Source organism: Rhodanobacter sp. TND4EL1, assembly GCF_054061035.1.
In genome coordinates, this window is record NZ_JBSSDT010000001.1 from 515,502 (window position 1) to 541,236 (window position 25,735).

The following is a 25,735-nucleotide window of genomic DNA, read 5'->3' on the forward strand; positions in this document are numbered from 1 at the left end:
TCAGAGCAGGACTGCTGTCGCGCGTCGCGCGCAGTGTCATTCCGCCACAGTCAGCAGTTCCCGCAGAAGTCTGGCCTCGTCAGGATCACCCCCGCTGAGCGGCGCGATGACACTGCGCGGCGCGTCAATGGTCAGCTGCCAGCCGTGTTCGTCGATGGTCTCGCCGCTGATCGCACCGGCGGCCTTCAGCCGCGCGTGCAGGCGTCCGGCAGACAAAGGAAGATGCAGCGGCGACTGCACCCGCTCGCCGCCCAGCAACTCGCCCAGCGCCTGACGCAACAGATCCAGCCCCTCGCCGGTGGCGGCCGACAGCCAGACGCGCACGGGTTTGCCGGTGCCATCGCGTTCGATCCGCGGTTCGGTGCCGGCCAGGTCGATCTTGTTCATCACGTGCAGTTGCGGCACCTCGCCGGCCTCGATCTCTTCGAGGACCTTGTCGACCACGCGATGCAGCCGCTCACGCTCCTCGTCGGCCGCATCACTGACATGCAACAGGAGATCGGCGTCGCGCGCCTCGGCCAGGGTGGCGCGAAACGCGGCGACCAGGTCATGCGGCAGTTCGCGGATGAAGCCCACGGTGTCGGCAATGACCGCAGGACCACAACTGAGATCCTCCAGTTTGCGCACGGTGGGATCCAACGTGGCAAACAGCTGGTCGGCAGCGTAGACATCGCCCGTGGTCAGCGCATTGAACAAGGTCGATTTGCCGGCGTTGGTGTATCCGACCAGGGCAACCCGGGGCACCGTATTGCGCAGTCGTGAACGACGCTGCTGGCCACGCTGGACCTGGACTTTCTCCAGGCGCTTGGTCAGTTGCTTGACCCGCTCGCCAAGCAGGCGGCGGTCGGTTTCCAGCTGGGTTTCGCCCGGACCGCGGTTGCCGATCGCACCGCCGCGCTGGGCGTCCAGATGGGTCCAGCCGCGCACCAGGCGCGTGGCCAGGTGCTTGAGCTGGGCCAGCTCCACTTCCAGCTTGCCCTCGTGCGAACGCGCACGCTGGGCGAAAATGTCGAGAATCAGCCCGGCGCGGTCGACCACCCGCACGCCCAGATGCTTTTCGAGGTTGCGTTCCTGCACCGGGGTAAGCAGATGGTCGACCAGCACCACGTCGGCCTCCAGCGCACGCGCCGCCTCGGCAACCTCGTTGGCCTTGCCGGTACCGATGTAGTAACGCGGGTTGGGGTCCTCGACGCGGGCATTGACCACACCGAGCACGTCGGCTCCGGCGGACTTCACCAGTTCGACGAACTCTTCCGCGCGGCGCACCGAATCGCCCTCGCCACGCGAATGTGGGAGGACGAGGACGGCACGGTCACCTTTCTTTTGACGGTCAAACACGAGTAGGCATGATCCTTCGGGAGCAGACCTGTTTCATGCGGGCTGACCGCCCATGTATCAAGCGTCGGCGTCTGCTGTCGTGGTTGCGTCGGCGGGGTGGTCGTGGCCCTCGTGACCGTCATGACCATTGCCAATGCGCACATTGCGACTCGGCACCACCGTGGAAATGGCGTGCTTGTAGACCATCTGGCTGACCTGATTGCGCAGCAACACCACAAACTGATCGAAGGACTCGACCGTCCCCTGCAGCTTGATGCCATTGACCAGATAGATGGCCACCGGCACCCGCTCGCGCCTCAATGCATTCAAAAATGGATCCTGCAACGATTGCCCCTTGGACATTTCTTCTTCTCCCCATGCAGCGAACGGGCCGGAGAAAAAACGCCACTGGCGCCCCGGCCCAACATGACTGGATGTTAACTGCTTTCAAATGCTTGATGAAAGAAGATTTTTGCATCCTGCGCGGTAATCGGTCACCGTGGCCGCGATGCCCGTCCCGGCGCATCGAGAAACAACCGCAGCGCACCAGCCGCCCGGTCCGCCATCCCAGGCTGATCGGGCTCGAGCACACGGGCCCCGTGGTCGCTGCGCAGCCAGGTGATCTGGCGCTTGGCCAGTTGGCGGGTGGCAAAGATGCTGCGGTCACGAAACTCGGCCGCGCTGGTCAACCCCTCGAGATGCTCCCACGCCTGCCGGTAGCCCACGGCGCGGATCGCGGGCAGGTCCGCATCGAGGTCGCCGCGCGCGCGCAGCGAACGCACTTCGTCGAGAAAGCCCTGCTCCAGCATGATGTCGAACCGCTGCGCAATGCGCTCATGCAGCCGTTGCCGCTCGGAGGGAAGCAATGCCAGCTTGAGCACCCGCCAAGGGAACGGCGCTCCCGTTCCGCCCCGCTGCAACTCTGACAGAGGCCGACGGGTCAGCTCGAAAACCTCCAGAGCGCGTTGCAAACGCTGAATGTCGCTGCTGTCGATGCGGTTGGCGGCCACCGGATCGATCTCTGCCAGTCGCGCGTGCATCGCGGACCACCCGCAGCGCCCTGCTTCGTCAGCCAGGCGCGCGCGCGTCGCCGGATCGGCCGCAGGCAGATCCGACAGGCCCGACTGCAACGCCCGAAAATACAAACCGGTACCACCGACCAGCAAGGGAATCCGCCCCTGCGCGGTGATTCGGGTCATTGCCGGCAGGGCGTCGGCACAAAAGTCCGCTGCCGAGTAAGGCTGCGAAGGGTCGCGAATATCGACCAGATCGTGGGGATACCGGGCAAGCGTCGCCCGGTCGGGTTTGGCGGTCCCGATATTCATGCCACGGTAGACCAGCGCCGAATCCACACTGACCAGTTCGAGCGGGAAATGCTCGCTCAGCTCGCAAGCCAACGCGGTCTTGCCCGAGGCGGTGGGGCCCATCAGGAAGATGGCGAGGGGGCGGTGATCGACGGACATGGGTCCATTGTAAGTGGCAAGCCCCACTGATACAGAGGGTGTTTCACGCTTGCTACAGGTGCGATCCCCCGCTGCCGCACGCCGGCCCTCCAACCCCTTCATTCTGCACAAAGCTGCCGTGTTCCACCGGTTTGGCACGGGGCGTGCTGCGTCTCCCATTCAGACCATGCGGAGAGACAGGCCATGCATTTGCCGATCTGGCACAAGGATCATGCGGAATTCTGGTATGCCGTGTGCATCGTGATCAGCGTGGCGTTTGCGCTGATCTATCGCTCACTGCGGGAGCACATCCTCTGAACGGCGGAAACGCCAAGGCCCGCGCCAAAGACGCGGGCCTTCGCTTGCGCAAACGTGCCGCCTACTTCGCCGGCACGCCCATTTCCTTGAGCAGGTTGTCGGCGTGATCAAGGTGATGCATCACCCAGAGCATGTAGCGCACATCAACCTGGATCGAGCGGTTCAACTCGGGGTTGAACAACCAGTCGCCACTGACCGACTCCCAGTTGCCGTCAAACGCGAGACCGACCAGTTGGCCATTCGCATCCATCGCCGGTGAACCGGAGTTGCCGCCGGTGATGTCCAGGTCGGCCAGGAAGTTGACCGGCAGCGTGCCCAGCTTCGGCGAAGCATAACCGTCGAATGCCTTGGCCTTGATCGCGGCGATCTCGGCCTTCGGCGCATTGAACGGTTCCACGCCGGTGTCCTTCTCGACGATGCCCTGCGCGGTGGTGAACGGTGCATAGCTGACGCCATCACGCGGCGCCACGCCCTGCACGTTGCCGAAGGTGACGCGCAGTGAGCTGTTGGCATCCGGGTAGACCGGCAGCTTCTGCGAATCCTTCCAGGCGATCATCGCCTGCATGTAGCGCGGGCGCAGCTTGATCATTTCGCCGTCGCGGGCATCGGCAACATCTTCCATCTTCTTCAGTTCAGGCTGCACCGCACGAGCCAGCTTGATCATGCTGTCGTTGCTGGCGTCGATGGCCTTGCTGTCGGCGTCGAACCACTTCATGCGCTGATCGACGTTGCCCAGCTTGCTGCCGGCATACAGCGCGGCGACCTTGGCGGTCAGCTGTGCCTGCGTCTTGGCACCACCGAGCCATGCGTCCAGCGCCGGCAGGCGCTGCGCCTGCGGCAGAGCCACGTAGCGAGTGAGACCGTAAACCATCATCTGCTGGTCGACCTTCGGATCGAAGCGTCGATCCAGCTGCTTCAGGCCACCTTCGATGCGCACCCAGTCACGCTCCTGATAACCCGAATCACGCTCGAGATCCGCTTTCGGGCGCTCCTTGGCCAGGTGGGTCAGGCGTACCGCCGTGCTGAACAGCGAAGCGCGTGTGACCAGACCGATCGCCAGATCACGATCGCGAGTGGCCTGGTTTTCGGCAATCTGCTGACGCAGCCTGGTGATGTCGGCGGACAGCGCGGCATTCTCGGCCCCGCCCTGCTGCTTCAACCACGACTCCAACTGGGCTTCCTGCGCACGCTTCACTTCGACCGCATCGGCGCGATGCAGACCTTCGAGCTGGCCGCCGAAGTTCTTCAGGTAGTTGTTGAGACCGGCGACCATGCTGGCGTACTTCACCGCCACGTCAGGATCGGCCTTGCCGGCAGTGTTGATGATGTTCAGCGTGTCTTCGTAGATCTTGATCTGGGTCGGATAGGTCCAGTCGATCGCGCTCTGCGCCTCCTCGGCCAGGCGGTAGCGGTTGGTGCGGCCCGGATAGCCGACAACCATCACGTAGTCGCCCTGCTCCACGCCCATCGGATTGACCTTGAGCACGTGCTTGGGGTGGTACGGCACGTTGTCCTTCGAGAACGCCGCGGACTTGCCGTCCCTGGAGACGTAAGCACGGTAGTAACCGAAGTCGCCGGTATGGCGCGGCCACATCCAGTTGTCGACGTCGCCGCCAAACTTGCCGATGGAATCCGGCGGCGCGTAGACCAGCCGCACGTCCTTGATTTCCAGCTGCTTGATCAACTGATAGCTGTAGCCACCGTGGAAGCTGTAGACGTCACAGCGATAGCCGTCGCTCTCGCAGCCCTTGACCTGCTCCTTGATCGCCAGCTCGATCGCCTTGTAACGATCCGCGCCGCTCATCGTGTCATTGAGCTTGGCGTTGATCTCCTTGGTGACGTCGCGGATTTCCTCGGTGACATAGATCCGCTGGGACGGACCGGCCGACAGCTCGTCCGCCATGGTCTTGGCCAGGAAGCCCTTCTCGATCAGATTGTTTTCCGGGGTGGAATTCAGCTGCAGTGCGCCGTAGACGCAGTGATGATTGCTGACCACCAGGCCTTCGGGCGAGACGAACGACGCGGTGCAACCACCGAGGCTGACGATCGCGCCCATCGGATAGGCGGTGAGGTCGGTCAGCGTCTTCGGGTCCAGCTTCAAGCCGTGCTGCTGCAACGTGGCGGCGATGGTCGGCAACTGGGCGGGCTGCCACATGCCTTCGACGGCATGGGCGGATGAGATGAGGCCGACGCATACGGCGGCAGCAAGCAATAGACGACGCAAAGCAATCTCCTGGTGAAAGCCCGGCGTGGGAACGGCGGACAAAATGAAACGCAATAACTTGCGAGTTATGCCCGATGTGAAGCACAGCGGCATATGCCGCAAGTCATGATTGCGCCGGTCAGTCCCTCGAAAAACCCAGCTCTTTCAACAAGCTGGGTGCCGGATAGACCTTGTCCATTAACCATCGCATGTAGCGCATGTCGACATGGATTGCCCGCTTATAGCGCGGGTCGAACATCCAGCTGGCGCTGACCGCTTCCCAGTTGCTGTCGAAATTGAGGCCCACCAGTTCGCCCCTGGCGTTGAGTACCGGCGAGCCGGAATTGCCGCCGGTGGTATCCAGATTGCTGAGGAAGTTCACCGGCATGGTGCCGGACTTCGGATCCAGGTAGCCGGTGTAGTCACCCTTGGCGATCGCATCGAGCAGGGGCTTGGGCGCATCGAACGGCGCCACGCCGGTGTTCTTCTCGACGATGCCGGCCGTGCTGGTCAGCGGCTCGTAGCCCACCGCGTCGCGCGCCTTCAGCGCCGTGACCTTGCCGTAGCTCACGCGCAAGGTGGAGTTCGCATCCGGATAGACCGCCCGGCCCTGCTGCTCGCGGTAGCCGATCAGCGCCTGCATGTAGGCCGGACGCAGCCGCAGCAGGTCGCCCTGCCTCGTCTTGCCCTCGTCATCGATGCGCAACAGCACCGGCTGCAGCTTGGCAGCCAGCTGCAACAGACTGTCGTCCGTGCTGGTCAGCGCCGCTGCGTCCGCATTCATCCAGCGCAGGCGCTGTGCCTCGTCGCCGAGTTTCGTGCTGGCGTAGACGCGGTCCAGCGTGGCGTTCAATTCGGCCGGCGTGCGGCCGAAGGCGTCATCAAACTCGGCCACGTGCTGCGCAGTGGGCAATTGCTGGTAACGGATCAGCAAGGCGGTCAGCAGGCTTTTCTCGACCGCCGGATCGTAGCGCCGCTGCACCTGGCGCAAGGTGCTGGCGATCAATGCCTCGTCGCGCTGCTGATAGCCATTCTCGCGCTGAGCATCGGGTTTGGAGCGCTCATGGGCCAACCGCTGCAGACGCAACGCCGAGTTCATCAACTGGGTCCGCGACTGGATCAAACCGAACAGCAGGTCACGCTCACGCGTGGCGCTGTCGGCGGCGATCAGGTTCATCACCGCGTCGATCTGCGGGCGCAAGGTCCGGGCCGTGGTTTGTCGATCCAGCCACGCCAGCATTGCCGCCTCATATTTCTGGCGTACGCTGACTGCGTCGCTGCGCTGCAAACCTTCCAGCTCGCCGCTGTAGCGCTTGATGCTGTTTTTCAATGATTGCAGCTGCGACGCGTAATGGATCTGCGCCTGCGCATCCGCCGCACCGGCCTGCTCGATCACATCCTGCAACTGCTTCATCACCGCCACCGTCGCCGGCAGGCGCCAGTGCACCTGGTTGGCGAACTCGGCCGCCGTGCGATGACGATAGGTAGTGCCCGGATAGCCGGCCAGCATCACGTAATCACCTTCATTGACGCCCTCGCGGGCGATTTGCAGATGCGCTGGCGGGGTGTACGGCCGATTGTCCTTCGCAAAGTCCGCCGGCTTGCCGTCGGGTCCCACGTAGGCACGCAACACGGTGAAATCGCCGCTGTGGCGGGGCCACATGAAGTTGTCCACCTCGTCACCGTAGTTGCCGATCGAGCGCGGCGGCGCGTAGACCAAGCGCACGTCACGCAACTCCAGCTGTTTCACCAGATAGAAGTCGCGACCGTAGAACATGTTGGCGATGCTGCAATGGATGCCGGGTTCACTCTCGCATTCGGCGACCAGGGACTTGCTCGCCGCGTCCACGGCATCGTAATAGGCGCGCCCGGTCTTGCCGCGGGCGCCTGCCAGCACCTTGTCGGTCACCGGGTCAAAGCCGATCGTGACGCGTAAGCGGAAGTCGGGGTTCGCCGGCAACTCTTCGCTGCGGTTGGCGGCAACGTAGCCTTCCTCGATCAAGTTGTGCTGCGCGTTGCTGTTGTACTGGATCACCCCGAAAGCAACGTGATGGTTGGTCAATACCAGCCCCTGGTCGCTGACAAAGGCACCTGTGGCACCGCCAACCTTGACCACGGCACTGAGCGGCGGCCGGGTCAGATCGGCGAGTGCCGCGGGAATACCCTGATAGCCGGCGCCGCTGAGCTGCCGGCCGATCGACGGCAGCTGCGACGGCATCCACATCCCCTCGTCCGCCTGCGCGAGCGGGCTCAATGACATCGCTACCGCCGTGGACCACAGCATCGTCTTCAACCGCATGGCATCTTCCCCGCGAGCAATCGCATAAACTTGCGACCATAGATTGCCGGGGCAGACCCGGCAAGCTGTCCGCACAAAAGCCGCCAGCGGTGGCCGCGTTCTATAATTGTCGTTTCCCCGCCCGTCCCACGGGCCAAATGATGGATTCCCATGTCGCAGACGATGAAAGCCTTGGTCAAGCGCAAGCCCGAACAGGGCATCTGGATGGAAGAGGTGCCGATGCCCGTGGTCGGCCCCAATGAAGTGCTGATCAAGATCGAGAAGACCGCGATCTGCGGCACCGACCTGCACATCTACAAGTGGGACGAATGGAGCCAGCGCACGATCAAGCCGGGTCTGACCATCGGCCACGAATTCGTCGGCCGCATCGTCGAGATCGGCCCGGGCGTGACCGGCTACAACGTCGGTGACCGCGTTTCAGCCGAAGGCCACATCGTTTGCGGCCATTGCCGCAACTGCCGCGGCGGTCGCCAGCACCTGTGCCCGAACACCATCGGCATCGGCGTGAACCGCAACGGCGCGTTCGCCGAATACATGAGCATGCCCGCGTCGAACCTGTGGCCGATCCCCGACCAGATTCCCTCCGAGCTGGCGGCGTTCTTCGACCCCTACGGCAACGCCGCGCATTGCGCGCTGGAATTCAACGTCATCGGCGAGGACGTGCTGATCACCGGCGCCGGCCCGATCGGCATCATTGCCGCCGGCATCTGCAAGCACATCGGCGCGCGCAACGTGGTGGTCACCGACGTCAATGATTTCCGCCTGAAACTGGCCGCCGACATGGGCGCCACCCGCGTGGTCAACGTCACCAATCAGTCGCTGAAGGACGTGATGAAGGACCTGCACATGGAAGGCTTCGACGTGGGCCTGGAGATGAGCGGCAACCCGCGCGCCTTCGGCGACATGCTCGACTGCATGTACCACGGCGGCAAGGTCGCCATGCTCGGCATCATGCCGCGCGGCGCCGGCATCGACTGGGACAAGGTGATCTTCAAGGGCCTCACCCTGCAGGGCATCTACGGACGCAAGATGTACGAGACCTGGTACAAGATGACGCAGATGGTGCTGACCGGCTTTCCGCTGCAGAAAGTGCTGACCCACCAGATCCACATCGATGATTTCCAGAAGGGTTTCGACCTGATGGATGCCGGCGTCTGCGGCAAAGTCGTCTGCTCCTGGAATTGACATGACCTATACCGCCAAAGACCGCTACACCGCCGAGCTGGCATCGATCCGCGAACAGGGTCTGTTCAAGGCCGAACGCATCATCGTCTCGCCGCAGTCCGCCGAGATCGAGCTGGAAGGCGGCCGCAAGGTGCTGAACTTCTGCGCCAACAACTACCTCGGACTGGCTGATCATCCGGACGTGATCGCCGCCGCCAAGGACGCTCTCGATACGCATGGTTTCGGCATGGCCAGCGTGCGCTTCATCTGCGGCACGCAGGATCTGCACAAGCAGTTGGAGGCGAAGATCGCCGAGTTCTTCGGCACCGAGGACACCATCCTTTACGCCGCCTGCTTCGACGCCAACGGCGGCCTGTTCGAGCCGCTGCTGGGCGAAGAAGACGCCGTGATTTCCGATGCGTTGAACCACGCCTCGATCATCGACGGCATCCGCCTGTGCAAGGCCAGGCGCTTCCGTTATGCCAACAGCGACATGGCCGACCTGGAGAAACAGCTGCAGGCGGCTGATGCGGCCGGTGCACGGACCAAGCTGATCACCACCGACGGCTCGTTCTCGATGGACGGCTTCATCGCCAAGCTCGATGAAATCACCGCCTTGGCAGCGAAATACGGCGCCATGGTGCACATCGACGAATGCCATTGCACCGGGTTCCTTGGCGACACTGGTCGCGGTGCGGCCGAGGTCAACGGCGTGATGGACAAGATCGACATCTTCACCGGCACCCTGGGCAAGGCGCTCGGTGGCGCACTGGGTGGTTTCACCACCGGTCGCAAGGAGGTGATCGAACTGCTGCGCCAGCGTTCGCGCCCTTACCTGTTCTCCAACTCGCTGCCGCCGCACGTGGTCGCGGCCGCGATCAAGGTGTTCGACATGCTGGCCAGCGCCGGCGACCTGCGCGACAAGCTCAAGGAGAACACCCGCTACTTCCGCGAGCAAATGACCGCCGCCGGCTTCGACATCAAGCCCGGCGTGCATCCGATCGTGCCGGTGATGATCTACGACGCACCCAAGGCCCAGGCCATGGCGACGGCCTTGCTGGAAGAAGGCATCTACGTCACCGGCTTCTTCTATCCGGTGGTACCGCAGGGCCAGGCACGCATCCGCACCCAGATGAGCGCGGCACATACCCGCGAGCATCTCGACCGGGCGATTGCCGCATTTGCCAAGGTGGCGCGAAAACTTGGCGTGATTGGCGGCTGAAGACCGCAGCGGATGCAGGGCGGGCACTGCCCGACCCTGCTACCCGGTTGTGCCTGGACATCAAAGCAGAAGCATCACCCGCTGGCGGGCTTCTACGAGCGGGACAGAGAAGTGAGGGATCGCACTTCGTCCTGATCCAGCCGCCGCCACTGGCCTTTTGCCAAGTCGCCCAGAGCCAATGGACCGATCGCCACGCGGATCAGGCGCAATACGTCAAAGCCCAGCGCCGCCAGCAACCGGCGGATATGCCGGTTGCGCCCCTCGTCCAGCACCACTTCCAGCCAGGCATTCTTTTCGCCCGCACGCAACAGTGTCGCGCGCCGCGCCTTCAGGTGATCGTCGGCATCCTCGATGCCGGTCAGCATGGCCGCCAGCGCGGCTGCATCCGGCTGGCCCGCCACTTGCACGTGATAGGTCTTTTCCAGATGGCTGACCGGATCAGTGATGCCGGCGGCCCAGACGGTGTCATTGCTCAGCAGCAACAAGCCCTCGCTGGCCTTGTCCAGACGACCGACCGGTCCCAGCCAAGGCAAACCGGCAGCCGCCAGCGCGGTATAAACCGTGGCTCGCCCGTGCTCGTCGGCCGCGCTGACCACGATGCCGCGCGGCTTGTTGAACGCCACATGGAAACTTTCCGCACGCTTCACCAACTCGCCATCGACGGCGACCTGCTGCCGCTCGATCACGGTCGGATGATACGGATCACGGACGACGCGCCCGTCCAGGCTGACCCGGCCGGCGCGAACCCATTGTTCAGCCTGACTGCGCGAGCACACGCCCAGTTTGGACAACACCCGAGCCAATCCGTGCCGCGGCGATTGCGCGACGAGGGCAGGACGTGTGCGAGGGGAAGAAGGCGGACGAGGCATCACGCTAGGGTATAGGGCCACGCCATATGGCCACAACCGATGCGTGGATGAAACGGCTTCTGACGCGCAAAAAAAAAACCCGGCCGAAGCCGGGTTTTTTCATTACTTCGTTACTGCGGTTCTATTACTGCTGAACCTGCAGTTCGGTACGACGGTTCTGCGCACGACCCGAATCGGTGGCGTTGTCGCCAATCGGGTTGTTCTCGCCGTGGCCGATCGGACCTTCCAGACGGCTGGCATCGATGCCATGGCTGGTCAGGTAGTTGTAGACGATCGAGGCGCGACGCTCAGACAGGCTCTGGTTGTAAGCATCAGTGCCCTTCGAGTCGGTGTAACCGGCAACCGTCACCTTCACCTGCGGATAGCGCTGCAGGGTATCGATAGCCTGGTTCAGCACGGCGATCGAATCGGAGCTCGGCTCGGCCAGCGACTTCGAGATGTCGGTCTCACCCTTCTTCGGGCGGTCGAACTTGAAGTTCACGCCGCGCAGGTCGATCACAACCTTCTGCGGGCAACCATCCGGACCGACGATCGTGCCAGCCGGGGTGGCCGGGCACTTGTCTTCGCAATCGTTCACGCCGTCGCCGTCGCTGTCCATCGTCGAGCAGTCAGCCGGCGGCGGGGTGGCAACCACCGGAGCCGGGGCGGCAGCAGGAGCGCCGAAGCGCGAAACGATGCTGAAGCCGAGGAACCAGTCACCGTAGCCATCCATGTTCGGCTGGCTGTCGTTGTCGAAGTCATAACGGTAGCCGGCTTCGACGCGGAAGTCGGAGCTGTCGTCGATGGTCTTGGACAGACCGCCACCCAGTTCAGCCGCGGGAGCCCAGCCATTGCCGTGGATGCCATGATGGTTGCTGCCCATCACGCCAGCCAGCAGGTACGGACGCCATGCGTTCCAGGCACCGGCATAGAAGCGTGCGGCGATGCCGACGCTGTTGCTGGACCAGGTGCCGCCACCGTCCGCGTCACGGCTGGTGCGGTCAACGAAGAGGTCCAGCGAGGTGTTGGACGAGATGAAACGACCGACGCCCAGACCGTAATAGATCTGACGGCTGTTGGTGTTGCGATCGGTGTCGTTGTAGTAGCCGCCGACAGTGGGGGCGATGTACCAGCGACCGTCATAGGACGGCGTGGTCATCGAGCTGTTGGTGTCGACGTCGGCCGGAGCGGCTGCGTCCTGCGCATGAACGGCACCTACGCCGCCCAGGGCCAGCGCGATCAGAAAATACAAGCCCGTACGTTTCATCAGGTGTCTCCTCAATTATTAGATTTTCGCGTCCGTTCAATCTGACCGAATGTGGGAGTGTCAGAACTGAACCACGTCATTCAGAGCTCTTTAAGCCCCTGCTTGGCGTTTATGCGACAAGCGCGGTGATTGTAGCAAAAGTGTTAAGCCGTGATCGAATTAACACTAATTCAAAGAACTTCCGGTGAGGTTTCGTTCAGGAACGCCGTTGTTTCGAAATTGGAACCGTGAGCTTCAATGGTCGAGCCTGGGATCGACAGGGATGAAAATTGTCTTTCGCAGTGCCCGACCCGTTGTTAATTTTCCACTCACATCGTCTTTACAACGTGAAGAGACCCAGGAAGTGGTGCAAAGGCATCGCATCCAGCTGCGCGGGGTCCTTGGTAGCAGCCATGATGGCCTTGACCTTGTGAGCCGGCAGATGCCCCTGCATGGCGGCCTCGAACTTCTGCAGAAGTACCGGAATACCCTCGTCGCGACGCTTGCGGTGACCGATGGGATAATCGATGGAAACCTTTTCGGTGCTGCTGCCGTCCTTGAAAAACACCTGGATCGAATTGCCGATATAGCGCTTGGCCGGGTCGAAGTAGTCCCGGGTGAACGCCGGATTTTCAGACACGCTCATCTTTTCGCGCAACGCATCGATCCGCGGGTCGGCGGCCACGTCGTCGTTGTAATCGCTGGCCACCAGCCGGCCGAAGAGCAGCGGCACCGCCACCATGTACTGAATGCAATGATCGCGATCGGCGTAATTGGCCAAAGGACCGGTCTTGTCGATGATCCGACATCCCGCCTCCTGGGTTTCGATGGCGATTTTTTCGATCTGGTCGATTTTTCCGACGACCTGGGCATGCAGCTGCATGGCGCATTCCACCGCGGTCTGCGCATGGAATTCGGCGGGGTAGCTGATCTTGAACAGCACGTTTTCCATCACGTAGCTGCCGAACGGCCGCTCGAATTCAAATGGCTTGCCGCCGAATGCAACGTCGTAGAAGCCCCAGGTCTTCGCCGACAGCGCCGACGGGTAGCCCACGACGCCACGATAGACCGCGTTGATCGCATGCGTCACGGCACGGCGGCAGGCGTCGCCGGCAGCCCAGCTCTTGCGCGGCCCGGTGTTCGGCGCATGGCGATAGGTCCGCAGCGCTCCATTGTCGATCCAGCTGTGCGAGACGGCAGTGGTGATCTGCTCCTTGTCGCCACCGAGCATCGCGGTCGCCACGGCCGTAGAGGCCAGGCGCACCAGGATCACGTGGTCCTGGCCCACCCGGTTGAAGCTGTTCAACAAGGCATAACACCCCTGGATCTCGTGAGCCTTGATCGCGTAACCAAGGACATCACGAACGGTCAGTGGCTGGCCGCCCTCGCGCTCGGCCTTGCGGCTCAGATAATCACCGACCGCCAGGATGCTGCCCAGATTGTCCGACGGATGACCCCATTCGGCCGCCAGCCAGGTGTCGTTGAAGTCGAGCCAGCGCACCTGGGTGCCAATGGCGAACGCCGCCTGCACCGGATCCAGCTCGTGGCTGGTGCCCGGCACGCGCGCCCCGCCCGGCAAGGTCGCGCCCGGGACGATCGGACCGAGATGCTTGACGCATTCGGGGAATTTCATCGCCAGCATGGACGTACCGAGGGAATCCAGCAGCATGTAGCGCGCGGTGTCGTAGGCCTCCTTCGAGTCGATCGTGTAATCGACCACGTAATCGGCGATGTCGACCAGCGGCTGGTCGGGATCGGGACGGACGGCAGAACGAATATCGTGCGCACTCATGTTGAATCTCGCGGCAGGGAAAACCGCCATTTTAGCCGACTCGCGAGGCAAGCGCCGCTTGACCGCGATCAACCATCCGCCAGACAATCGGGCTTCACCCAAAAGGGAGTAGTTCCCGCGGCAGGCCAACCTGCCCCGGTGTGACGATCGTCAACACGAGCGAGACCTCGCTCCGGTCGTCCGGCAGTCATCCTGCGAACAAGACTTTTGCGGTAGTTGCGGGCCGCGCGCGTCCGTGGCTGCTGCATTGTCCGACGCGCATGGAAAACCCCATGGATTTCACTGCTCCCGATTTTCTCTCCGGCCTGCTGGCCATCATTCTGCTTGACCTCGTGCTCGCCGGCGACAACGCCATCGTCATTGCGATGGCCGCCAGCCGGCTGCCGAAGGACCTGCAGAAAAAGGCCATCTTCTGGGGCACCTTTGGTGCCGTGGCGATTCGCTTTGCGCTGACCGCCGTGGTCGTCTACCTGCTGAAACTTCCCGGGCTCATGCTCGCTGGCGGTGTGCTTCTGCTGCCGATCGCCTGGAAGCTCTTGAGCCACGGTGATGAGCAAGACCCCGACATCAAGGCCGGCACCACATTCTGGAGTGCATTGCGCACGATCATTGTGGCCGACGCCCTGATGGGTCTGGACAACGTACTGGCGATTGCCGGGGCGTCCAAGGGGCATCTGCTGCTGGTCATTCTGGGGCTGCTGATCAGCGTGCCGCTGGTGGTATGGGGGTCAACGCTTATTCTGAAACTGATTACCCGCTACCCGATCATCATGTACATCGGCGCCGCAGCCATCGCGATCACCGCCGGACGCATGATCGCCCACGATCAGTTGTTGAACGCCTGGTTCGATGCCCATGCATGGGCGAAGTACGGCCTGGACGCATTGGCCGTGCTCGGCATCTGCGGTGGCGGATGGCTGATGCAGCGACGGCGGCAACGTCTGAAGTCGTCCAGTCGCTGAGCACATTCGGCAGCTTCCTGGACCGCGAAGACGCACGACTCTGGTGATCCTCCGAGGCAGGCGTCGACTCGTGGACGGGCACCACGAACGCCGGGTCAGTACATCGTCGGCACCCGGACCGTCACCGTGACATCCGGGGTGTCGCGTGTCGCGCCGACACCCAGCGCGAAATTCAGCGTGCGCTTCTCGTTGAGACGGTACGAGCCACCGATCAGCAACGTACCCAGCACCGACTTGGCCGATCCTGCGACAGTCTTGTTGTTCTGTTTGGTAATGCCGACGAAACTCTGGTCGTAACCCAAGCTGATGGACGCCTTGTCGTTGAGCGCGAAGCCCATGCCGAGGCTGACATCGACGACATCGCCGACCGACACCTTGCCCAGATACTCCTTGCCTGCCAGCAAGACATTCCGGCTCACTCCGCGGCGGGGGAAGTTGTGCAGGTAACTGATGTTGCCGAAGAAGACCACCGGGTCAGACGGATACAGCCAGGTCAATCCCGGCTGCAATGAGTAGAAGCCCGATCCGGTCGGGACCTCCAGCGGCAGGCCGGTGCCGGTCGCATTCTGCACGCAGCGCGTGACGCAGTCCGTCACCACCTCGAACGGGTCGGTGCCGGTGCGTGATTTGAAGCGCAGCCAGCCGATGTAGTACGGCTTGTCGGCACCACCGTCATTGATCTGGTAGCGCGCCGTAGCCTCCACATCACCCAGGCCATGCCCGCTGTTGGTGAATACCTTGTCCTGCGCGCTGCCGGTGAATATTTCGCGACTGACCGTGTCGGTGTGGTTGTACAGATACGGTACGCGCAACTCCAGTTCCAGCCGATTGCTCAGGCCGTAGCGCACTGCCAGCGCACCAGTCTGCGTGGTGGTTTTCACCTGGCGTGCATCGATCAGGCCGATCAGGATCGCGGGAATGACCGTGTATCCGATCAGGTCCACACGATCGGCCGATGAATAGCCGAACTGGTAGGACGGTTCCACCACAAGCTTGCCCCGTGGCGTCAGAACACCGGGCTGTTCGAAGATGGGCGCCACCGCTGGCGGGCCCGAATCACGCTCCGGCGCCTGGCCCACCGGCTGTTCAGGCGCCTGGTCTGCGGATTGCGGCGCGACGCCGGGCATGGGCAAGGCGCTGGCCGTGGCATTGCCAGCCTTTATGTTGCCCGCACGTTGTCGGTCGAGCACGTCGAAACCGACCGCATGGCGCAACGCCCGATAGTCCGCCTCCTGCTCCGCAAGTGCGTGTTTCAACGCCTCGATCTGCGCGGACTGGACATCAATCTGGCTGCGCATCGCCTCGATGCGCTCGCCCTGCTCGGTCAGACTTTTCCTTATCGTGGTGGAAAGTGTCTCCGGTTTGCCCACCGACGGATTGGCGGGTGCCGCGTCCTGGGCGCTGGCCATGCCGCCGAGTAGCAGCAACCCGGCACACCCGGCTGAACAACTCCTTCGCCATGATTTCCTGGCCATCACATTTCCTGGTGAAGTAAACATGGCTCAGACGCTGCCAATCACGACGGCGTGCGTCGCCCTCAGTGACCCAAAGAGTTGATCAACGCGGCCTGGAGACTGCGCTGCAGGTTGAGGCTGCCGTATGTGCCCAGATCATTCACTGCGGCATTGATCGTGGTCAGGCTGCGGATGTCCTGATTGTCGAGACTGTTCTGAATCACCGTCGCCGCGGCGGCATGGCTGAACGTGGCGGGATCAAACGTGTTTCCCGGGCCGTTCTGGATGATATTGACGGTGGTCGTGGTTGCCGCCAACGCCGAGGCCTGGTCGGCGGTCATCTTTGCCACATCGGGAATGTTCACGTTCGTCCTGGAAACCAGGTTGCCATTCAGGTAGACCGCGCGCTCGATCCCGAACGAAACCACCAGGCCATTGCCGCCATCGAAGCCGCCGCGAATCGCATCCAGTCGGTTGTCACTGACTGCCTGCCAAACTTTGGCCGAGGGCACGGCCGGACCCTGCACGGGGCTCTGCGCACACGCCATGCTCCATGCCATCGACAAACACGCCAGCATGCAGACCCGCGACAATGGAATACAGGGATGGATCATGGCGACGTCAGATGTCTCCCGGACCGCGCTTGGGCAGCGTGATGTTGCCCAGGCCGGTGCGATCAATGGCCGAACCCAGGGGCGCCATCGGCGCCGCACGCCAATCGTCGCGGCTGTTGAAAACAGCGAGCGCGCGTCGGTTGTGAATCACGAAGACCAGATGGTTTTTCCAGGCCGCATCGAATTGCGCCAGTGGCATCGAGCGGGTGCCGCGCGCGGGATCACCCACCAGCACGCGGCCGTTGCGCAAACCCTTGATCACCACAAAATGTTGGTAACCCTTCTCGTTGATCAGCACGATGGCGGGCAGGCTTTCCTGATTGAGTTTTTCCAGTGGCACCTGGAAACCGTCGGCATCGAAACCGTTGAGCTCAAGGAAGTGCTTGATGTCGAGCAGCGAAAAACCCTCCTTGTTGATCTTCGCCTGGTCGCCGTGGGCGTACATCTCCTCGAACGCGGTCTCCTCGTCCACCGGATAGCCGTATTGGTACGTCAGCAAGGTGGCCACCGCCGCCGAGCCACAGCTGAAATCATATTTCTGTCGGATCGTGTTCCTGAAGCGGGCTTCCTTGAGGCTGGTGAGATGGAAGCGATAACTGTTGCCCTGCCCTCCCGGCACCGCCACGGTCGCCGCAGCCAGCGACCCTGCCGGCAGACCCACGGCAAACGCAGCCAGCAGGAGCCATCCACATTTCATGGCTGGAGCTGCACGTTGACGATGGTGGCGTTCTGGATCAGAACGTTGTTGCCGGTGTTCTGGATGATCATCGGCAAACCGGCGGCGCCATTGAATGAGCCGCTGTTGATCGCATTGGAGCCGGTCGTCACGTGATCGGCGCTGTTGTCGGTCACGCTGCCGTTGAGCGTCATCCGTTCGCTGATGTCGGTGCCGCCGCTCAACTTGGCCAACGCGGCCGAACCCACGCTTTCGCCCATGCCCGCGACATGCCGGGGGGCCGACGGATTGACGCCCGCATCATGGGCAGGAGTTGGAGTTGGAGTTGGCGCCGGCACCGCTGCGTAAGCATTCCACGTCATCACGCCGAGCAGCAGGGTGGCGGTCCAGCAAAAGGGTCCGACAGTACGCATGAGCATTTCTCCACGACGACCGCCTGCGTAGAGCATCAATGCCAGCTCGGTGCGCCACGAGCGCTGGCACCATGCGGTCAGAAAGCATCGGGGAGCACAAGGCTCCCCGATGCGGGTGTCGCTCAGTGACCTACATTCAGATTGGCCTGAACGTTCACGCTTTGCTGGATCAACGATCCGATGCCGCTGTTCTGCGCCATCACCGTCACTCCCGCGGCCGCCGCTGCCGCGCCCGACATGTTGTTGGACATGTCGAACGTGCCGGCATTCACCGTGTTCGATCCACCGGCGCCGCCAGCGCCGCCGGTACCGGCCGTCGCATTGCCGCCTGTACCGGACGCGCCGCCACCGCCTGCGCCACCCATGCCACCGGTGCCATCGGCTGCGCCGCTGTTGCCGCCGGTGGCGGTGCCGCTTCCGCTATCCGCCGTCGACGCGCCACCCGTGCCGGCACCGCCAGCCCAGCTACCCGCGCCACCCGTGGACGTCGACGTGCTCGATCGGCGCGCACGCGCATCCGCGCTGCCGTTGTCGCCATTGCTGTTGCCACCGGAAGCGGCACTGAGCGCTCCGGCATCACCACTGTGCGCCGACCCGGCGCCAGCCGCGCCACTGCGCCCGTGAGCATTCCCGCCGTCTCCTCCGGATCCACCATTGCCGCCGCGACCATCGCCTCCCATCGCGTCACCACTGGCTCCGCCCCTGCCACCATTCGCGTTGCCCATGTTGGTGGCCATGTTGCCAATTCCGTGAACACGGATGTCCGAAACCGCGCCATCCAGCCGGCTTGTAGCTACCGCCTTGCTGGTGTTGAAGGCGTCGCTGACCGACGCGGTCGCGGTGGCGCCGTTGTTGGCGGCGGCGGTACCCAGTCCATTGGAGTTGACCGCACCACTGTTGTTGCGGTCATCGCCACTGTTGGTCTTGGTAACGGTCTTGGTGTGCTGGCTGGAGTTGGTGTTGGTGTGCTGACTGGAATCGGTGTTGCCGTTGTTGAAGTTGCGATCCGCCATGGCCGGGAGAGCGAGTCCCAGGCCGAGCACCACTGCTGTTGCGAGAAGAGTCTTGCGCATGTTTGTTCTCCTGGAACGACTTGAACGACGCGGGACCCCCTGTTTGCCTTGCTTTTGCAGCAAGCGGATGAAGCAACATCTACGCCACGCTGGCGGATACTCGAGAAAAACTTGTTTTTATTAATAAAATCACTATGTTGAGACAGTTTTTACCAGTGCAAGATTGGGCGCTCTTTTTGCATCGGACCAGGCACCTGGATCATCCACGTTACAAGCGCAGCCCCCTGAATGGCCGTCCGAACCCGCATGACGCCGGCGGTTGACGCAACTCGGCGGCCCTCCGCACGTGCTTGCACGGTGTAACAGGTTCGATACAGCGAAAGGACAATTGGCCCCCAACCGTTGCATCCGGCGCATAAAAAAACAGGAAGCCTCGCGGCTCCCTGTCTTGATGTGGCAAATGGCGATCAGCGTTTGTCGATCGGCACGTAGGTCTGGTCTTCCGGCCCGGTGTAGTTGGCGCTGGGGCGGATGATCTTGCCGTCCTCGCGCTGCTCGATCACGTGCGCGCTCCAGCCGGAGGTGCGGGCGATCACGAACAGCGGCGTGAACATCGCGGTGGGCACGCCCATCATGTGATACGCGCTGGCGGAGAACCAGTCGAGGTTGGGGAACATCTTCTTGACCTCGGCCATCACCTTCTCGATCCGCTCGGAGACGTCGAACAGGGTCGGGTTGCCGCCATCGGTGCACAGCTTGCGCGAGACTTCCTTGATGATCTCGTTGCGCGGATCGGACACGGTGTAGACCGGATGGCCGAAGCCGATGATGATTTCCTTGCGCTCGACACGGGCACGGATATCCGCCTCGGCATCGTCGGCATTGCGGTAGCGCGCGATGATCTCCATCGCCACTTCGTTCGCGCCACCATGCTTCGGGCCACGCAAGGCGCCGATCGCGCCGGTGATCGCCGAATACATGTCCGAGCCGGTGCCGGCAATCACGCGAGCGGCAAAGGTGGACGCGTTGAACTCATGCTCGGCGTACAGCACCAGCGACTTGTCCAGCGCCTGCGCGTGCAACTCACTGGGCTTCTTGCCATGCAGCAGGTGCAGGAAATGCGCGGCGATCGAGTCGTCATCGGTCTCCGTTTCGATGCGCTTGCCGTTGTGGCTGAAGTGGTACCAGTACAGCAGCATTGAACCGAAGCTGGCCATCAGCCGATCGGCGATCTCGCGCGCGCCGGTGACGTTGTGGTCTTCCTTTTCCGGCAACACGGTGCCCAGCACCGAGCAGCCGGTGCGCAGCACGTCCATCGGGTGCGTGGCGGCGGGAAGCAGCTCCATCGCGGCCTTGACCGGCGCAGGAAGGCCGCGCAGGCGCTGCAGCCTGGCCTTGTAGTTCTGCAGTTCGGTCCAGGTCGGCAGCACGCCGTGCACCAGCAGATAGGCGACTTCCTCGAAGCAGCCCTTGGCCGCCAGGTCGTGGATGTCGTAACCGCGGTAATGCAGGTCATTGCCACTGCGGCCGACCGTGCACAGCGCGGTGTTGCCCGCGGCCACGCCGGACAGGGCGACGGACTTCTTGGCCTTGGGAAGGACTTGCTCGCTCATCGGAAATCTCCAGGGTGCGGAATGGTTTTCTGTATCTGGGGTAGGAGCCCGCTCGCGGGCGATGCTTTTACTTCGGCTGCTTCGACTTGCATCAGGGCAAGAGCATCGCCCGCGAGCGGGCTCCTGCGATGTGGATCAAGGGTGAGTGGTCAGCCTTTGTGCGAGAACAAAGCGTCGAGCTTGTCTTCGTAGGCGTGGTAGCCGAGGAAGTCGTACAACTGTTCACGCGTCTGCAAGGTGTCGATGATGTTTTTCTGGGTGCCTTCGCGGCGCACCGTTTCGTAGAAATGGAGCGCGGCCTTGTTCATGGCGCGATAGGCACCGCAGCAGTACAGCGCGATATCCACGCCCGCTTCGCGCAATTCGTCGGTGGTGAAGAACGGCGTGGAACCGAACTCGGTCAGGTTGGCCAGGATCGGCACCTTCACCGCCGCCTTGAACTTGCGGTAGTCCGCCAGCGTTTTCATCGCCTCGGGGAAGATCATGTCTGCGCCCGCCTCGACATAGGCGCAAGCGCGGTCGATCGCCGCGTCGATGCCTTCGACTGCGGCCGCGTCGGTGCGCGCCATGATCACGAAGGCCGGGTCGGTACGGGCATCGACTGCAGCCTTGACCCGGTCAACCATCTCGTCCTTCGGCACCACTTCCTTGCCCGGGCGATGGCCGCAGCGCTTCTGGCCGACCTGGTCTTCCACATGGACCGCGGCCACGCCGACGCGCTCGAACGAACGGATCGTGCGGGCGATGTTGAACGCCCCGCCCCAGCCGGTATCGATGTCGACCAGCAACGGCAAACCCGTCGCATCGACGATGCGACGCGCGTCGGTGAGCACGTCTTCCATGGTGCTGATGCCCAGATCCGGCATGCCCAGCGAGTTCGCGGCCACACCACCACCGGAAAGGTACAGCGCCTTGTAGCCCACGCGGCGCGCCATCAGGCCAGCATAGGCGGTGATCGCGCCCATGACCTGCAACGGCTGCTCGACGTCGAGTGCGGCGCGGAAACGTGCGCCCGGGGATGCTGGCTGTGTCATGTCGCCTCCGTCAAAGCGTTCATTTTAGCCCAGCCCAGGGCATTGTCGGGACCGGACCTTCGGTCATACGTGCCGATGCAGGTCATCTCCGGCCGGATCGACCTTGGCGGAAACGCAATTTCTTGCGTGACGAACACGGCCCGGCCCCGTACATTCATCCGGATGAGCACATCCACTCCTCTCGCAAAACGCATCCTCTGGGGCCTGGTGATCGGCGTGGTCGCCGCCGTGGCCACCCTGGGCATCGGCCAACTGCACCCGCCCACGCTGGCGTTGATGCAGAACATCTCCGCCGCAGTGTTCGACCCGTTCGGACAGATCTTCCTGCGCATGCTGTTTTTCGTGGTGATCCCGCTGGTGTTCACTTCGCTGGCCTCCGGCGTGGCCCAACTGGGCCGGCTGGATCGTCTCGGCCCGCTGGCCGGACGCACCTTCCTTCTGTTCTTCGCGAACATGCTGATCGCGGTGACGATCGGCCTGGTGATGATGAACACCGTGCAGCCAGGCCATCACCTCAGCGAACAGGCACGCGGCCAGTTGATGCAGGAATACGGCAACACCGCGCAGCAATCGATCGACACCAAGGCCGCCCAGCCCAAGATGAGCTTCGGCACCGTGGTCGAGATGTTCATGCCACGCAATTTGCTCGGCGCGGTGGCCGGCCCCAGCCGCAATGCGCTGGGTGATGTGCTGCCGTTGATCCTGTTCGCGATTCTGGTCGGTGCTGCCGCCACTCAATTGCGCGAAAAGGAACGCAAACGGGTGCAGGTGGCGCTGGACACGATCACCGACCTGATGACCAGGATCGTCGGATTCGCCTTGCAACTGGCGCCCTACGCGGTGCCGGCGATGATCTACAGCGTGATCGTCAAGGTGGGCGTGGACGTGCTGCTGGCGCTATCAGTGTTCGTGGTCGGCTGCACCGTGGCGCTGGCCCTGCATCTGTTCGGCACACTGTCGTTGTGGCTGCGCTTTCTGGCCAAGCGTTCGCCGCTGCCCTACTTCCGGCAAATCCGGCCGCTGCTGATTACCGCGTTCTCGACCAGCTCCAGCAGCGCCTGCCTGCCGGCCTCGCTGGCCGTGGCCCACGACGAGCTGAAACTCGCCCCCAGCACGGCCGGCTTCGTGTTGCCGCTGGGCGCCACCATGAACATGAGCGGCACCGCGCTGTTCGAAGGCTGCGTGGTGCTGTTCGTGGCGCAGGCATTCGGGGTGGAGCTGAGCCTGAGCCATCAGGCGATCCTTATGCTGCTGTCGGTACTCAGCGCGGTGGCGGTAGCCGGCATCCCGGGCGGTTCGCTGCCCATGATCGCCGGGCTGCTGGCAACCTTCGGCATCCCGCCGGAGGGTATCGGCATCATCATCGGCGTGGACCGCATCCTCGACATGATGCGCACCACGGTCAATGTGGGCAGCGACATTGTCACGGCCACCGTGGTAGACCAGCAGCTGCGCGGACGACTGGCCGCGTCTTGAGTATCCTCTGTGGGCTGCGGCACGGGCTTGAAGCAGCCGTTCGCGGCCGCAGATCTGATCAAGATGACTGATAGCCAAGATCAATCAGTGCGATGCCAACAATCAATTAGATTTATCGCACCATGGCCCGTAGCATCGTCTCCACTCTTCAACCACCACGGGAAAAACCAAGATGTCCCTGATCAATACCGAAGTGAAACCGTTCAAGGCCCAGGCCCTCAAGGCCGGCAAGTTCATCGAAGTTTCCGATGCTGACCTGAAGGGCAAGTGGTCCGTCGTGTTCTTCTACCCGGCCGACTTCACCTTCGTCTGCCCGACCGAACTGGAAGACCTGGCCGACAACTACGCCGAATTCCAGAAGCTGGGCGTCGAGATCTACTCGGTGTCCACCGACACGCATTTCGCCCACAAGGCCTGGCACGACACCTCCGACGCGGTGAAGAAGATCAACTACACCATGGTCGGCGACCCGACCGGTGCGATCTGCCGCAACTTCGGCGTGATGATCGAGGAAGCAGGCCTGGCTGATCGCGGCACCTTCGTGATCGATCCGGCCGGCAAGATCCAGATCGTCGAAGTCAACGCCGGCGGCATCGGCCGCGATGCTTCCGAACTGCTGCGCAAGGTCAAGGCTGCCCAGTACGTCGCCGCCCATCCGAACGAGGTCTGCCCGGCCAAGTGGAAGGAAGGCGAGAAGACCCTGGCTCCGTCGCTGGACCTGGTCGGCAAGATCTGATTCATCGCTGTATCGGAACCGGGTGCTGAAGCGCCCGGTTCCTCCCCACCCTGGATGCTTCTGTCAGCGGCCTGCGCCCGGCAATGCTCCCCGCTTGTCGCCCTCCCCTCCGGCGCCGGCTGCTGTCACAAGCGTCTTTTCCTTCAAGCATCTTTCCCCTTACGTTTTCCACGCATCCATCACTGGAGTGGTAGCCATGCTCGACGAAACCCTCAAGACCCAGTTGCAGGCCTATCTGGAAAAGCTGGTGCAGCCGATCGAGCTGGTCGCCGCGCTGGATGACAGCGCCAAGTCGCGGGAACTGGACGAGCTGCTGCAGCAGATCGCCGCGCTGTCCGACAAGATCAGCCTGCGCCGCGACGACAGCGAAGCGCGCAAGCCTTCGTTCGCGATCAACCGTATCGGCACCGACATTGGCGTGCGCTTCGCCGGACTGCCGATGGGTCACGAGTTCACCTCGCTGGTGCTGGCCCTGCTGCAGGTAGGCGGCCATCCGTCCAAGGCAGCGGCCGACACGATCGAGCAGATCCGCAACCTTGATGGCGACTTCAAGTTTGAAACCTATTTCTCGTTGTCCTGCCAGAACTGCCCCGATGTGGTGCAGGCGCTGAACCTGATGAGCGTGCTCAACCCGCGCATCCAGCATGTGGCGATCGACGGCGCGCTGTATCAGGACGAAGTGGATGCACGCCAGGTGATGTCGGTGCCCACCGTCTACTTGAACGGCGAGGTGTTCGACCAGGGCCGCATGAGCCTGGAACAGATCGTGGCCAAGCTCGACACCGGCGCCAGTGCGCGCGAGGCCGAGAAGATCAAGGCCAAGGAGGCGTTCGACGTGCTAGTGGTCGGCGGCGGCCCGGCCGGCGCCTCGGCAGCTGTCTACGCCGCACGCAAGGGCATCCGCACCGGCGTCGCCGCCGAACGTTTCGGTGGCCAGGTACTGGACACCATGGGTATCGAGAACTTCATCTCGACCACGTACACCGAAGGCCCGAAGCTCGCCGCCGCGCTGGAGCAGCACGTGCACGAGTACGACGTGGACGTGATGAACCTGCAACGCGCCGAGAGACTGGTGCCAGCCAGCGATGCCACCAACGGCCTGGTCGAAATCCAGCTGGCCAACGGCGCCACGCTGAAATCGAAGACGGTGATTCTTTCCACCGGCGCACGCTGGCGGCAGATGGGTGTGCCCGGCGAAAACGAATACCGCAACAAGGGTGTGGCCTATTGCCCGCATTGCGACGGCCCGCTATTCAAGGGCAAGCGCGTGGCGGTGATCGGTGGCGGCAACTCGGGCGTCGAAGCAGCCATCGACCTGGCCGGCATCGTTGCCCACGTCACCCTGATCGAGTTCGACGGCAAGCTGCGCGCCGACGAAGTCCTGCAGCGCAAGCTGCGCAGCCTGCCCAACGTCGACATCATCGTCAGCGCGCTGAGCACCGAGGTGCTGGGCGATGGCCAGCGGGTCAGCGCACTGGTCTACCGTGACCGTGTCAGCGAACAGATGCACACGCTGGAACTGGAAGGCATCTTCGTGCAGATCGGCCTGCTGCCGAACACCGAATGGCTGAAGGGCACCCTGGAACTGTCGCCACGCGGCGAGATCGTGATCGACGAGCGCGGCCAGACCTCGCTGCCAGGCGTGTTCGCCGCCGGCGATGCCACCACCGTGCCGTACAAACAGATCGTGATCGCGATGGGCGCCGGTTCCACTGCCGCGCTGAGCGCCTTCGACCATCTGATTCGCAGCCCGGTCGTGGCCGCGAAGAAGGAAGAAGCCGTCGCCGCCTGATCCGTTGCCACAGCGACCCTTCGACTTCGCTGCGCTACGCTCAGGGTGAACGGAATGAACAGTAGCCGACCCGAATGGCACTCATCTAAGCGCCGTCATCC

At 63.0% G+C, this 25,735-nt stretch carries 21 protein-coding genes; 6 read left to right on the forward strand and 15 right to left on the reverse strand.

The genetic code is table 11. From position 1 onward, the window contains the following. Nucleotides 1-36 precede the first annotated feature (36 nt). The 5 genes from hflX to ACVWWQ_RS02425 form a co-directional block, all read right to left on the reverse strand. On the reverse strand, nt 37-1,338 hold the full coding sequence (gene hflX, locus ACVWWQ_RS02405) for a ribosome rescue GTPase HflX (protein ID WP_133950248.1): 1,302 nt from the start codon (nt 1,336-1,338) through the stop codon (nt 37-39). Nucleotides 1,339-1,395: 57 nt separating this feature from the next. Next, complete coding sequence (hfq, locus tag ACVWWQ_RS02410; protein WP_099652073.1) at nt 1,396-1,680, reverse strand: RNA chaperone Hfq; 285 nt, start codon at nt 1,678-1,680, stop codon at nt 1,396-1,398. Between the two features lie 131 nt (nt 1,681-1,811). Then, on the reverse strand, nt 1,812-2,780 hold the full coding sequence (gene miaA / locus ACVWWQ_RS02415; protein WP_133950246.1) for a tRNA (adenosine(37)-N6)-dimethylallyltransferase MiaA: 969 nt from the start codon (nt 2,778-2,780) through the stop codon (nt 1,812-1,814). A 358-nt stretch (nt 2,781-3,138) separates the two neighbouring features. Next, nucleotides 3,139-5,301 (reverse strand): S46 family peptidase, encoded by a 2,163-nt coding sequence (locus ACVWWQ_RS02420; RefSeq protein WP_133950244.1) that lies wholly within the window; start codon nt 5,299-5,301, stop codon nt 3,139-3,141. A 118-nt stretch (nt 5,302-5,419) separates the two neighbouring features. Continuing rightward, nucleotides 5,420-7,579, reverse strand: coding sequence for a S46 family peptidase (locus ACVWWQ_RS02425; protein ID WP_133950242.1), 2,160 nt, complete (start codon nt 7,577-7,579; stop codon nt 5,420-5,422). 150 nt (nt 7,580-7,729) lie between these two features. Between ACVWWQ_RS02425 and tdh the strand changes: the two genes are divergently transcribed. Continuing rightward, entirely contained in the window at nt 7,730-8,764 is a 1,035-nt protein-coding gene (gene tdh / locus ACVWWQ_RS02430) for an L-threonine 3-dehydrogenase (protein ID WP_199107220.1), read from the forward strand. A 1-nt stretch (nt 8,765) separates the two neighbouring features. Continuing rightward, complete coding sequence (kbl, locus tag ACVWWQ_RS02435; protein ID WP_133950240.1) at nt 8,766-9,965, forward strand: glycine C-acetyltransferase; 1,200 nt, start codon at nt 8,766-8,768, stop codon at nt 9,963-9,965. A gap of 92 nt (nt 9,966-10,057) precedes the next feature. On the opposite strand, the gene ACVWWQ_RS02440 is transcribed toward kbl, so the two are convergent. The 3 genes from ACVWWQ_RS02440 to ACVWWQ_RS02450 form a co-directional block, all read right to left on the reverse strand. Beyond that, nucleotides 10,058-10,834 carry a pseudouridine synthase gene (locus tag ACVWWQ_RS02440; RefSeq protein ID WP_133950237.1) on the reverse strand — a complete coding sequence of 259 codons (777 nt, stop codon included), beginning with the start codon at nt 10,832-10,834 and terminating at the stop codon, nt 10,058-10,060. 124 nt (nt 10,835-10,958) lie between these two features. Further along, nucleotides 10,959-12,080: an OmpA family protein gene (locus ACVWWQ_RS02445; RefSeq protein WP_099652068.1), complete on the reverse strand. Its 1,122-nt coding sequence runs from the start codon at nt 12,078-12,080 to the stop codon at nt 10,959-10,961. Nucleotides 12,081-12,399: 319 nt separating this feature from the next. Further along, nucleotides 12,400-13,851 (reverse strand): bifunctional 2-methylcitrate dehydratase/aconitate hydratase, encoded by a 1,452-nt coding sequence (locus ACVWWQ_RS02450; protein WP_133950235.1) that lies wholly within the window; start codon nt 13,849-13,851, stop codon nt 12,400-12,402. Nucleotides 13,852-14,123: 272 nt separating this feature from the next. Here ACVWWQ_RS02450 and ACVWWQ_RS02455 point away from each other — a divergent pair, with 272 nt between their 5' ends. Continuing rightward, entirely contained in the window at nt 14,124-14,813 is a 690-nt protein-coding gene (locus tag ACVWWQ_RS02455; protein WP_133950233.1) for a TerC family protein, read from the forward strand. Nucleotides 14,814-14,908: 95 nt separating this feature from the next. On the opposite strand, the gene ACVWWQ_RS02460 is transcribed toward ACVWWQ_RS02455, so the two are convergent. The 7 genes from ACVWWQ_RS02460 to prpB all read right to left on the reverse strand — a co-directional run bounded on the left by ACVWWQ_RS02460 (nt 14,909) and on the right by prpB (nt 21,630). Further along, entirely contained in the window at nt 14,909-16,240 is a 1,332-nt protein-coding gene (locus ACVWWQ_RS02460) for an acetate kinase (RefSeq protein WP_457383289.1), read from the reverse strand. A 110-nt stretch (nt 16,241-16,350) separates the two neighbouring features. Continuing rightward, nucleotides 16,351-16,947 (reverse strand): hypothetical protein, encoded by a 597-nt coding sequence (locus tag ACVWWQ_RS02465; protein ID WP_457383338.1) that lies wholly within the window; start codon nt 16,945-16,947, stop codon nt 16,351-16,353. Beyond that, nucleotides 16,889-17,578: a C39 family peptidase gene (locus tag ACVWWQ_RS02470; RefSeq protein WP_133950227.1), complete on the reverse strand. Its 690-nt coding sequence runs from the start codon at nt 17,576-17,578 to the stop codon at nt 16,889-16,891. Before ACVWWQ_RS02470 ends, ACVWWQ_RS02465 begins: the two co-directional genes overlap by 59 nt. Next, nucleotides 17,575-17,970 (reverse strand): hypothetical protein, encoded by a 396-nt coding sequence (locus tag ACVWWQ_RS02475; RefSeq protein ID WP_457383290.1) that lies wholly within the window; start codon nt 17,968-17,970, stop codon nt 17,575-17,577. Before ACVWWQ_RS02475 ends, ACVWWQ_RS02470 begins: the two co-directional genes overlap by 4 nt. A 122-nt stretch (nt 17,971-18,092) precedes the next feature. Continuing rightward, nucleotides 18,093-19,043, reverse strand: coding sequence for a hypothetical protein (locus ACVWWQ_RS02480; RefSeq protein ID WP_133950225.1), 951 nt, complete (start codon nt 19,041-19,043; stop codon nt 18,093-18,095). Between the two features lie 407 nt (nt 19,044-19,450). Further along, complete coding sequence (prpC, locus tag ACVWWQ_RS02485) at nt 19,451-20,596, reverse strand: bifunctional 2-methylcitrate synthase/citrate synthase (RefSeq protein ID WP_133950223.1); 1,146 nt, start codon at nt 20,594-20,596, stop codon at nt 19,451-19,453. Between the two features lie 149 nt (nt 20,597-20,745). Next, on the reverse strand, nt 20,746-21,630 hold the full coding sequence (prpB, locus tag ACVWWQ_RS02490) for a methylisocitrate lyase (protein WP_133950221.1): 885 nt from the start codon (nt 21,628-21,630) through the stop codon (nt 20,746-20,748). 162 nt (nt 21,631-21,792) lie between these two features. Here prpB and ACVWWQ_RS02495 point away from each other — a divergent pair, with 162 nt between their 5' ends. From ACVWWQ_RS02495 to ahpF, 3 genes are all read left to right on the forward strand, one after another. Further along, nucleotides 21,793-23,106, forward strand: a complete 1,314-nt coding sequence (locus ACVWWQ_RS02495) for a dicarboxylate/amino acid:cation symporter (protein WP_133950219.1) — start codon at nt 21,793-21,795, stop codon at nt 23,104-23,106. Between the two features lie 172 nt (nt 23,107-23,278). Continuing rightward, complete coding sequence (ahpC, locus tag ACVWWQ_RS02500) at nt 23,279-23,842, forward strand: alkyl hydroperoxide reductase subunit C (protein ID WP_099652058.1); 564 nt, start codon at nt 23,279-23,281, stop codon at nt 23,840-23,842. A 196-nt stretch (nt 23,843-24,038) separates the two neighbouring features. Continuing rightward, nucleotides 24,039-25,634, forward strand: a complete 1,596-nt coding sequence (gene ahpF, locus ACVWWQ_RS02505) for an alkyl hydroperoxide reductase subunit F (protein ID WP_133950217.1) — start codon at nt 24,039-24,041, stop codon at nt 25,632-25,634. Nucleotides 25,635-25,735 lie beyond the last annotated feature (101 nt).

Bases quoted from the DNA above. Each gene is read 5' to 3' on its own strand.
- tdh (WP_199107220.1), top strand. From the start codon at position 7,730: ATGTCGCAGACGATGAAAGCCTTGGTCAAGCGCAAGCCCGAACAGGGC.
- miaA (WP_133950246.1), bottom strand. From the start codon at position 2,780: ATGTCCGTCGATCACCGCCCCCTCGCCATCTTCCTGATGGGCCCCACC.
- ACVWWQ_RS02450 (WP_133950235.1), bottom strand. From the start codon at position 13,851: ATGAGTGCGCACGATATTCGTTCTGCCGTCCGTCCCGATCCCGACCAG.
- ACVWWQ_RS02445 (WP_099652068.1), bottom strand. From the start codon at position 12,080: ATGAAACGTACGGGCTTGTATTTTCTGATCGCGCTGGCCCTGGGCGGC.
- ahpF (WP_133950217.1), top strand. From the start codon at position 24,039: ATGCTCGACGAAACCCTCAAGACCCAGTTGCAGGCCTATCTGGAAAAG.
- ACVWWQ_RS02480 (WP_133950225.1), bottom strand. From the start codon at position 19,043: ATGCGCAAGACTCTTCTCGCAACAGCAGTGGTGCTCGGCCTGGGACTC.
- ACVWWQ_RS02475 (WP_457383290.1), bottom strand. From the start codon at position 17,970: ATGCGTACTGTCGGACCCTTTTGCTGGACCGCCACCCTGCTGCTCGGC.
- prpC (WP_133950223.1), bottom strand. From the start codon at position 20,596: ATGAGCGAGCAAGTCCTTCCCAAGGCCAAGAAGTCCGTCGCCCTGTCC.
- prpB (WP_133950221.1), bottom strand. From the start codon at position 21,630: ATGACACAGCCAGCATCCCCGGGCGCACGTTTCCGCGCCGCACTCGAC.
- ACVWWQ_RS02495 (WP_133950219.1), top strand. From the start codon at position 21,793: ATGAGCACATCCACTCCTCTCGCAAAACGCATCCTCTGGGGCCTGGTG.
- ACVWWQ_RS02440 (WP_133950237.1), bottom strand. From the start codon at position 10,834: ATGCCTCGTCCGCCTTCTTCCCCTCGCACACGTCCTGCCCTCGTCGCG.
- ahpC (WP_099652058.1), top strand. From the start codon at position 23,279: ATGTCCCTGATCAATACCGAAGTGAAACCGTTCAAGGCCCAGGCCCTC.
- ACVWWQ_RS02470 (WP_133950227.1), bottom strand. From the start codon at position 17,578: ATGAAATGTGGATGGCTCCTGCTGGCTGCGTTTGCCGTGGGTCTGCCG.
- ACVWWQ_RS02455 (WP_133950233.1), top strand. From the start codon at position 14,124: ATGGATTTCACTGCTCCCGATTTTCTCTCCGGCCTGCTGGCCATCATT.
- ACVWWQ_RS02425 (WP_133950242.1), bottom strand. From the start codon at position 7,579: ATGCGGTTGAAGACGATGCTGTGGTCCACGGCGGTAGCGATGTCATTG.
- hfq (WP_099652073.1), bottom strand. From the start codon at position 1,680: ATGTCCAAGGGGCAATCGTTGCAGGATCCATTTTTGAATGCATTGAGG.
- kbl (WP_133950240.1), top strand. From the start codon at position 8,766: ATGACCTATACCGCCAAAGACCGCTACACCGCCGAGCTGGCATCGATC.